This window comes from Sulfitobacter sp. UBA4523 (assembly GCF_002388305.1).
In the GTDB taxonomy this organism is placed as follows: domain Bacteria; phylum Pseudomonadota; class Alphaproteobacteria; order Rhodobacterales; family Rhodobacteraceae; genus Sulfitobacter; species Sulfitobacter pontiacus.
Genome location: NZ_DGMH01000017.1, coordinates 114,504 through 123,335, shown reverse-complemented (window position 1 = coordinate 123,335; position 8,832 = coordinate 114,504). Strand labels below are relative to the sequence as shown.

Sequence of the window (8,832 nt, the reverse complement as noted above, 5' to 3'; positions counted from 1 at the left end):
TCGACCGCCAGCTGGTTCAGGTCCACATCGCTTGCCGTCATGGTATGCCCGCGTGCCGGACGCCCCAGCAGGCGGATGTAATTCGACAATACCGCCGCCGATTCCGCGGCCAGTAGGGACGACCGATGATCCTCCATCCCTGTGATCCATGGCGCACCGGGTTCATCCTGCTTGACCGCGCGGGGATGCGCGACAAGCAGCACCAGCGCATGGGTATGGCCAGCGATATCCGTCTCGGGTGCGGTGACGGAGTCGCGCAGGTCGGCCATGATCGCATCCACACCAGAGGCGAGCGTTTTGACCTGACGCGTCTGCAAATCCTGCGCCAGCCGCGCGACATCCGCATTGCGCAGGGGCTGTGCCAGATGGTGGTCGGGGGCAAGCTTGCAAATCCCCACCATCGTCGCATCGTTGAAATGGGCAAAGGCCTTGAGGTGCTGCGCCCGCTCGGTCAGATCGGCGGGGATCTCGGCCAAGGCCTTGTTCACCAGACCCTCGCGGATCGCATCCAGCATGGCGCGGTGATCCCGCGTCGCTTGGGCCAGCGGACGCGCGTTCTCCGTCAGCCCCAAGGGGGTGAAGGCCGGCACCGGCCCTGCAACACCCTCCGCCCGCCGCAGCTTTTCCGTCGGGTAGGCACCCATATGGATGGGGCGGTTTTTGCGGGAACGCAGCCGTGGGGTCATGGATATTGCCTCTTAATTCGCCGCCATAGTTGTCATAGATCAACTATTTTGCAAGCAAACAGTAGCGGTGCGGCAAAAATGAAGTATTCATGCTTTATGACCGGACCCGAGAACACCTCTGCCCCTGCCTCCTATCGTCTGCACGACAGGCTGGGCTTTCGCGTGTCGCGGCTGGCCGCGATTATGCGTACCAGTCTGGATGCAGAGCTTTCGCAGCTTGGGCTGACACGGTTGGAATGGTGCGTTTTGGCCAGTATCGCGCTGGAAGGCATCACCGCGCCCTCCGGTATCGCCGAGAATATCGGCATCACCCGCCCCACGGCGTCGCGGACGTTCAAGCAGATGCGCGACAAAGGCTGGCTGGTGCAGAACCTGACAGAAGGCGACGGGCGCGCCCGTGCGATCACGCTGACCGAGGCGGGGCAAGACCTGCTGGCGCGGGCGCGGGTGCTGGTCGACGCGCATCAGGCGCGGTTTCTGGACAAGCTCGACCCCCAAGCGGCGGCGCATTTCCTATCCGCGCTGGATACGCTGCTTGAAGGGGTTCACGACCGGTTCGACGATCCGTAGGGGGTTTCAGGTCACCACGGGAAAGACGTTCGACTGCTTCAGCACGCCATAGGCAAAGCTGGAATCAATCGACGCGATGCCGGGGATGTTGTGCAGCTTGTGGCGCACGAATTCCTCGTAGCTTTTCAGATCCTCGACCAGCACGCGCAACAGATAATCCTCGCTGCCGGTGATGACATAGCAATCGAGGATCTGTTCGGTCTCGTGCACTTTCTTCTCGAACAGTTTCACCACGTCGCCCGTGTGGCTGCTCAGCCGGATGCGCACCAGCGCCGTCACGGGCAGCCCGTAGGCGCGTTCATCCACAATCGCGGTATAGCCCTTGATCACGCCCTTTTCCTCAAGCGCACGGGTGCGCCGCAAACAGGGTGAGGGCGACAGATTCACCTGAGCTGCCAGATCCTGATTGGTCAGACGCCCGTTACGCTGCAGCGCTTTGATGATCTCGCGATCTTTACTGTCCATCTTGGCCCTCTAAGGGCAGGATATGCCCGAAATTCATACTATCGCGCAATCATTAGCAAGCATCTGCCCGTGGATACAGCGTAAAACAGCGCAGATACAACGCGCAGGACAAATATGCTCAGTTCCCCCTCACTGCCCGCCGCGCATGGACTTGGTCCGCGGCAGATCCCCCTTCGGCCCATGGTTGGCTATCTCGCGATTGCGGTGACCGTGCTGGTCTGGGCGGGGTTCGCGCTGTCCACCCGTGCCGCCAGCGGGGCGCAGCTGACGTTTGGCGATGTGGCGCTGATCCGGTCGGGTATTCCGGCGCTGTTCTTTTTACCCTTCCTGCCAAAACGTATCGCTGTGTTAAGGCGGTTGCCCGCGCATCGCTGGCTGATGATCGCGGCGGGGGCGGGGCTGCCGTTCTTCTGGCTCGCGGCTATGGGCGGGGCGCAGACCTCGGCCACGCATGTGGGGGCGTTGATTGCCGGGACGACACCGGTGTCGGTGGCTGTTCTGACGTGGATGATCTACCGCCAGCGCCCCGCGGTGATGCTGCCGCTGGGGATCATCCTTGTGGGGGTGGCGGCGCTGATCGGGGCCTCGGGCAATTTGGCCGCAGGCAGTTTGACCGGCGTGGCGCTGCTGCTATCGGCCAGCCTGTTCTGGGGGTGCTATACGCTGGGGCTGCGGGGCAGCGGGTTGGACCCGATCGGCTGCGCGCTGGTGCTGGCACTGCCATCCACGCTGGTGCTGCTGCCGCTGCTCGCCACGGGGGTGTTGCCCAGCAATCTGACGCAGGTGCGACTGGCCGAGGCGATGCCGTTCATCCTTGCCCAAGGGGTCGGCGTCGGCCTTGTCTCGAGCCTGACCTATGCCATCGCCATCGCCCGCCTTGGTGTCGCGAAATGTGCCGCGATCGGGTCGCTCGCCCCTGCGATTGCGGCGGTGCTTGCCGTGCCGCTGCTGCACGAGGCCCTGACGTTTGGCACGATTTTGGCCGTTCTCATCATTTGCGCTGGCGTCATGCTGGCCAACCGCCCCAAGGAGTAACCCCGATGCTCGACGCGCTTGCCGCCCTTCCCGAAGACCCGATCTGGGGTCTGACCTCTGCCTTTCGCGCCGATCCGCGCAGCCACAAGATCGACATGGTCATCGGCGTCTACCGCGATGACAAAGGGGCCACGCCGAATATGAAGGCGGTGCGCATGGCCGAGCGCGCCTTGGCGCAGGACAGTGCGCCGAAAACCTACCGCGCTTTGGCGGGCAATGCGGTGTTCAACGCAGGCATGGCGCGGCTGGTCTTGGGCGATGCGCCCGCGCGGATCGCGCGCAGCCATGTGATCCAGACGGTCGGCGGGACAGGGGCTTTGCGTGTGCTGGGGGATATGCTGGCCAGCCTGCGCCCCGACACCACGGTCTGGAGCACGGACCCCGGCTATGTGAACCACCGTCCGATATTCGAGGGGGCCGGGCTGACGCTGCAGCTGTATCGCTGGCAGGCCAAGGGTGACGCGCTGGATCTTGACCGCGTGCTCGCGGATCTGGCGGCGGCGAAGCCGGGAGATGTGGTGCTGCTGCACGGCTGCTGCCACAACCCCACGGGCCTCGATCCCGATGCGGATATGTGGCATGCGCTGGCCCGATTTTGCGCGGCGCGGGGGCTGATCCCGTTGATCGACATTGCCTATCAGGGCTTTGGCCGCGGGCTCGACGCAGATGCGGCGGGGCTGCGGGTGATGGTCGACGCGGTGCCCGTGGCGATGGTTGCGGCAAGCGGGTCCAAGAACATGGGTCTGTATTGCGAACGTATCGGGGCGGCGATGGTGCTGGGGCCGGATGCGGCGTCCATCGCCCATGTGGGCCGCCACCTAGAGACATTGACCCGCGCGAATTATTCGATGCCCCCCGAACATGGTGCCGCTGTCGCCTGCCACGTCTTTGACACCCGCACCATCTGGGAGGAAGAGCTCAACAGTATGCGCGCTCGTGTCCAATCGCTGCGGCAGCAATTGGCAGATACGCTGGCCGCGATTGATGCGGACCCCGCGTTTCAGGCGCTGCGGCACCATCAGGGAATGTTTTCCCTGCTGCCACTTGCGCCCGACCAGATGGAGAGCCTGCGCCATGACCACGCGATCTATGGCACGGCCACCGGACGGATCAATATCGCCGGTCTGCGCAGCACGCAGATCGAACAGGTCGCGGCGGCGCTTCGGGAGGTGTCACAGGCGTGACACTGGCCCGCCCCCTGGGCCAGCGTCTGTAGGCCTTAGCGCGGAGCGGCGTCGAGCATCCCCAGACGCGGCTCTGTCAGCGAGGTCACGGCAATGCGCCCGTCGGGCAGGGTCACGGCACCCGTGGTCAACGCATAGTCCCCTGACGGATCCTGAAGCGTTTCCAGCACCTTGCCCGAGGCATCCATCCGCAGGACAAAGCCATAGCGCAGCGGCGCGGGTTTCATCGCGTCGGGCAGGCGCATGATCACGCGGCGCAGGAAGGGGCTGTTTGCCAGTTGATCCATAACGGGGTTGCGCGGGCTGACCAGACCGACCCAGAATGTGCCATTGGGGGCGTTGTTGATATTGTCGGGAAATCCCGGCAGGTTCTCCAGCACCACCGTTCCTGCGCTGCCGTCCATGGGGAAGCGCCAGACGCGGTAGTTGCCGGTTTCGACCACAAATACCGCGCTGTTCGCGTCATCCACGGCCACCCCATTGGCAAAGTTCAGTCCATCGGCAAAGACAGTCGTTTCACCCGATGCGGGGTCGTATTTCAGGATGCGGCCGTTCGACGAATGCTCCACCAGATCCAACACCGACGCCGCCAGCGTGCCGCCGTTATCCTGCGCACCAAAGCGGGTCGAGGCATCCGAGAAATAGACGCTTCCATCGGCGGCGATATCCACATCATCGGCGTAAAGGATCGGGCTGCCGTCCTTGGTCGTCTCGGCCAGCAGGGTCACCTTGCCGCCGCGGTCCACCGACAGCAGGCCACGATAGGCGTCGGCGACGTAAAGCGTGCCGCTGTCGTCAAATTCGATCCCAAGGGGGCGGCCCCCGGTCTGCGCAAAGACGGTGATGGCCCCGTTCTCTTCGATCCGCAGGATTTCACCATCATGGGTGGCGACATGTACCAGCCCGTCCGGGCCGATATCGGCATCCTCCGGCCCGCTGCGGCCCTCAAGCTCGACGATCTTCAATGCGGTCAAACGGTCGTTGACCGCGAAATCACCGGTGTAGCCCTGATCTTGCGGTGCCTCCCACGCGACCGGGGCGACGGATACGGGCCAGAACGCGAGGTAGGCAAGCAAGGCCAGCAGGGCGATGCCCAGTAGTGTAAATAGTTTCTTCATCGGTGATCTCCTCCCCAGAGTTCGCGCCGAAGTAGTGGCGCACAGCGTAGGGTTGCTGATCCCTCTGGCAGGTGCAAGAGGCTACGCCGCGCGATTTATGTCAGCCGCTTTGGCCCGCGCCGAGGTCGCATCCCCCGCAGTGGTGAACACCGCGAGGGGGTGTTGCTTAGCTCTCTATCTCGAACGTCAGCCCCGCATTGGCTGTGAGCCGGTTAATGATCGCACCACCAAAGGCAGGGGCCGCTGTCAGCACGCCGCCGGGGGTGTCGGCGGCTTCCTCGATCAGACACAGCGCCGCTTCGGTCAGCATTTTCGAGGTGGAGCCATAGCCCGGATCGCGGTCGCCCTTGACGCCAACGGTCAGCCGCTCTTTGTCAGCGGAGGTGCCGGTGAACATCAGGTCATAGCTGCCATTGTCGCGTTCTTCTTTCGACGGGCCTTCGCCGGGTTTGATATCATCGTCGCCCATAGGGTTGGATTTGGCGATGCTCTTGGCGATCGCCTCGCCTTTTTCGCCCTTGCCGGTGAACATCATCTCTTCATAGGTGAAATCCGTGCCGTAGGGGTGGCCCATCAGCATATTGGAACGATGCACGTTCTTGGTATTGATCGACGCCATCACGAAGGGGGCGACCCAGATGCCGAAATCGGGGTCTTCGTAGGGTTTGTTGCCGTAAGGCTGCGTCGGCCCCTCAAACCCCGGTGTCAGCGCGAAGGAAGAGACCAGACGCTTCATCACATCGGGATCGCCCATGGCCAGCTTCATCGTCTCTTTGCCGGACGCCGCCGTCCCGCCCGAGAACGTGCCCTTCATCCCGCGCACACGTCCCTTGACGTCTTTCAGCGGCGCGCCAAAGCGTTTTTGTGCCTCTTGCTGCAGGAAATAGACGCCCATATCGAAGGGGATGCTGTCAAAGCCGCAGGAGTGTACGATCCGGGCCCCGCTGGCCTTGGCGGCATCGTTGTACTTTTCGATCATGTCCCACATGAAGGGCGGCTCGCCCGACAGATCGACGTAATCGGTGCCCGCCTTGACACAGGCCGCGACCAGCGGCTCGCCGTACAGCAGATAGGGCCCGACCGTGGTGATGATAACCCGCGCCCGCGCGACCATCGCGTCAAGCGAGGCAGGGTCAGAGGCATCGGCCTCGATCAGGGGGGTGTCGGCGGGCAGGCCCATCTCGTCGCGCACCTGCGCCAGCTTGGACGCGCTGCGCCCTGCCATCGCCCAGGGTCGGTCCGGATAGGTCGCGTGGATGTATTCCGCGACCAGCCGCCCCGTAAACCCAGTCGCGCCGTAGATGATGATATCGAATTCAGCCATGTGCCGTTCCTCCCCGATTGGTTGCATGTCTTTGCGCCGACTATGGGACAGCGCAGACGGTATTGACCATTACCGAGTTTCAGAACGCTGCGTCGGGGGGCAAAAGAAACGGGCCGCAGCAGATGCTACGGCCCGTCTCGAATTCAGGTAAGATGCGTCCGGATCACTCTGCCGGGAGCTTCCATGCGTCGCGGTCGATATCCAGATCGGCATAATCGTCCGGGTTCAGCACGGGGCGTTCGACGCCTGCCTTCAGCTGACGACGGAAGTCGCGCAGCAGGCGCATGGCCACGGGGAAGAGCATCATGATCGCCAGCAAGTTGACCAACGCCAGAATACCCATCATCGGATCCGAGAAGAAGAACACCGCAGTCGCCGCCGGTGCTGTCGCACCCAGGAAGACAATCGCGATGATCGCAATCCGCAGGCCGAGGATGCCCAAGGGGCTCTTGGTCAGTACCGTCATCGCGTTTTCACCCAGATAGTAGTTGTAGATGATCGACGAGAACGAGAACAGCAGGATCGCGCCGCTCAGGAAATACTGCACCCATGTGCCCAGATGCGACACCATGCTTTGCTGAGTCAGCGCCACGCCGTCGATGCCTTCGGCACCGGGGACATAGACATCGCCCAGCAGGATCACGAAAGCCGTGCACGAGCAGATGATGATCGTGTCGATAAAGACCGAAAACGACTGCGTGATGCCCTGGCTGATGGGGTGACGCACCTCGGCGGTGGCCGCGACGTTCGGGGCAGAACCCAGACCCGCCTCGTTCGAGAACAGACCGCGCCGCAGGCCTTGCGCAACCGCAGCACCCATACCGCCACCAACGGCTTCTTGCAGGCCGAAAGCATTGGTCACGATGTCATAGATCACGCCGGGCAGGCTGGTGATGTTGAGCAGGATCACGATCAGCGCCATTGCGAGATAGCCGATGGCCATGATCGGCACGACAACGTCCGACACTTTGGCAATACGGTGGATGCCGCCAAAGATGATAAAGCCCGAGATGGCCGCCAGCGCGATACCGGTCCACAGACGGTCAATGCCAAAGCTGTCCTGCATCGAACCTGCAACCGTATTGCCTTGGAACGCGTTGAAGCCCAGACCGAAGGCCGCAATCAGGCAGATCGCATAGATCACTGCCAGCCAGCGGTATTCCTTGCCCAACCCGTGGATGATGGCCGCTGCAGGGCCGCCGCGGTAGCTGTGCTCTCCGACTTTGCGCTTGAACAGCTGTGCCAGCGAACATTCGACAAGGCTGGTGGCCATACCGACCAACGCGATGGCCCACATCCAGAAGACCGCACCCGGGCCGCCAAGGGTGATCGCAACCGCGACGCCCGCGATGTTGCCGCCGCCGACACGTCCACCGACCGACACCAGCAAGGCTTCGCGCGCTGAAATCTGGTTGGAATCATCCGCGTTGTTCTTGTTCGACAGCACGCGGAACATGCGGCCAAAGTATTCGATCTGCACAAAACCGGTGGCAATGGTGATGAAGATACCGAAAATGACGAGGATCGGGACCAGCGACCATCCCCAGGTGAAGTCTCCGATCCAGCCGAAGAGCGTTTGTAGAAATTCCATATAAATGTCCCTTTGTTTTGCCGCGTTTTACGGTGTTCTTGGCCAAAGCGTAAAGCCGAATGACGCAGCGCGAAGCACGCAGCCCCGGTGCGACGTCTAGTGCGTTGATCCTTATACAGGTTATTTCGCAATTCAACTCTAGCGGGTTGGCCCTTCGCGCGTTAATCGGCCATTTCTCCGCATTGATCCGCAGCCAGATAGGCGTGTTGCGCGTCAAACTGCGCAAAGCGGCTCAGCGCGAGGTGGATTTTGACGAAGGCCGCCTCGGCTGTCATCTGGCCGCCGTCGACCACCCCGCTGTCGCGCAGCGCCTTGCCCGCGGCGTAGGTGCCGATCTGCATGCCGCCCTCGGCGCATTGGCTGACGGCCACGACGGGCACGCCCTTGCCTTGCGCCTTGCCCAAGGCGGCACGCAGGGCGGGGCTGTCGGGGACCGTGCCCGCGCCTTAGCAGCGCAGAACGATCCCGTCGCAGGTGGTCGCCGCATGATCCAGCAGGGCGGCGCTGAAACCGGGGGTGACGGTCAGAAGGGCAACCTCGTGGGGGCGCAGGGGGCTGAGCTGCGGGTCGGGTGCGGTGACACGCGGTTCCCTGTCGGTTGGCGCGGCGGTAAAGGCGTCCAGCGCCTGCGAATGGGCCTTGCGCACCCGCCCGCCATGCAGCCGTTTGCCGCCGAATTGCACCCAGACCCCCGCCGGTGCCGTACGCGCTGCGGCAAGCGCATCGATCAGATTGGCCGTGCCGTCCGTGTCAGCCACAGTCAGCGGTCGCATCGCGCCGGTCACGATCACAGGCTGCGCCAGACCGGGCAACGCAAGGCACAGGGCGGCGGCGGTATAGGCCGTCTTGATTTCTTCCC

The 8,832-nt window shown here is 63.1% G+C and carries 8 protein-coding genes and 2 pseudogenes; 3 read left to right on the top strand and 7 right to left on the bottom strand.

Going from position 1 to position 8,832, the window contains the following annotated elements; genetic code table 11:
- Positions 1-686 (bottom strand): annotated as a pseudogene (locus B3849_RS03885) (NAD-binding oxidoreductase); the annotation flags it as partial.
- 96 nt (positions 687-782) lie between these two features.
- On the opposite strand from B3849_RS03885, the gene B3849_RS03880 reads away from it, so the two are divergent.
- Positions 783-1,256, top strand: a complete 474-nt coding sequence (locus B3849_RS03880) for a MarR family winged helix-turn-helix transcriptional regulator (RefSeq protein WP_278424721.1) — start codon at positions 783-785, stop codon at positions 1,254-1,256.
- Positions 1,257-1,262: 6 nt separating this feature from the next.
- Here the strand turns inward: B3849_RS03880 and B3849_RS03875 are convergent, their stop codons facing one another.
- Positions 1,263-1,721 (bottom strand): Lrp/AsnC family transcriptional regulator, encoded by a 459-nt coding sequence (locus B3849_RS03875; protein ID WP_037943687.1) that lies wholly within the window; start codon positions 1,719-1,721, stop codon positions 1,263-1,265.
- Between the two features lie 180 nt (positions 1,722-1,901).
- Between B3849_RS03875 and B3849_RS03870 the strand changes: the two genes are divergently transcribed.
- Entirely contained in the window at positions 1,902-2,756 is an 855-nt protein-coding gene (locus B3849_RS03870) for a DMT family transporter (protein ID WP_278424722.1), read from the top strand.
- A gap of 5 nt (positions 2,757-2,761) precedes the next feature.
- Positions 2,762-3,940 carry an aromatic amino acid transaminase gene (locus B3849_RS03865; RefSeq protein ID WP_278424723.1) on the top strand — a complete coding sequence of 393 codons (1,179 nt, stop codon included), beginning with the start codon at positions 2,762-2,764 and terminating at the stop codon, positions 3,938-3,940.
- A gap of 35 nt (positions 3,941-3,975) precedes the next feature.
- Here the strand turns inward: B3849_RS03865 and B3849_RS03860 are convergent, their stop codons facing one another.
- The 5 genes and pseudogenes from B3849_RS03860 to B3849_RS03840 form a co-directional block, all read right to left on the bottom strand.
- The gene (locus B3849_RS03860; protein ID WP_278424724.1) at positions 3,976-5,058 is read right to left on the bottom strand and encodes an SMP-30/gluconolactonase/LRE family protein; all 1,083 of its coding nucleotides are present in this window, start codon (positions 5,056-5,058) and stop codon (positions 3,976-3,978) included.
- 166 nt (positions 5,059-5,224) lie between these two features.
- Positions 5,225-6,382, bottom strand: a complete 1,158-nt coding sequence (locus tag B3849_RS03855) for a saccharopine dehydrogenase family protein (RefSeq protein ID WP_278424725.1) — start codon at positions 6,380-6,382, stop codon at positions 5,225-5,227.
- A 163-nt stretch (positions 6,383-6,545) separates the two neighbouring features.
- The gene (locus B3849_RS03850) at positions 6,546-7,973 is read right to left on the bottom strand and encodes an alanine/glycine:cation symporter family protein (protein WP_286779840.1); all 1,428 of its coding nucleotides are present in this window, start codon (positions 7,971-7,973) and stop codon (positions 6,546-6,548) included.
- A 161-nt stretch (positions 7,974-8,134) separates the two neighbouring features.
- A pseudogene (locus tag B3849_RS03845) lies at positions 8,135-8,407 on the bottom strand (asparaginase); the annotation flags it as partial.
- 12 nt (positions 8,408-8,419) lie between these two features.
- Positions 8,420-8,832: asparaginase domain-containing protein (locus B3849_RS03840; RefSeq protein WP_286779839.1), on the bottom strand; the 413-nt coding region annotated here is incomplete at its 5' end.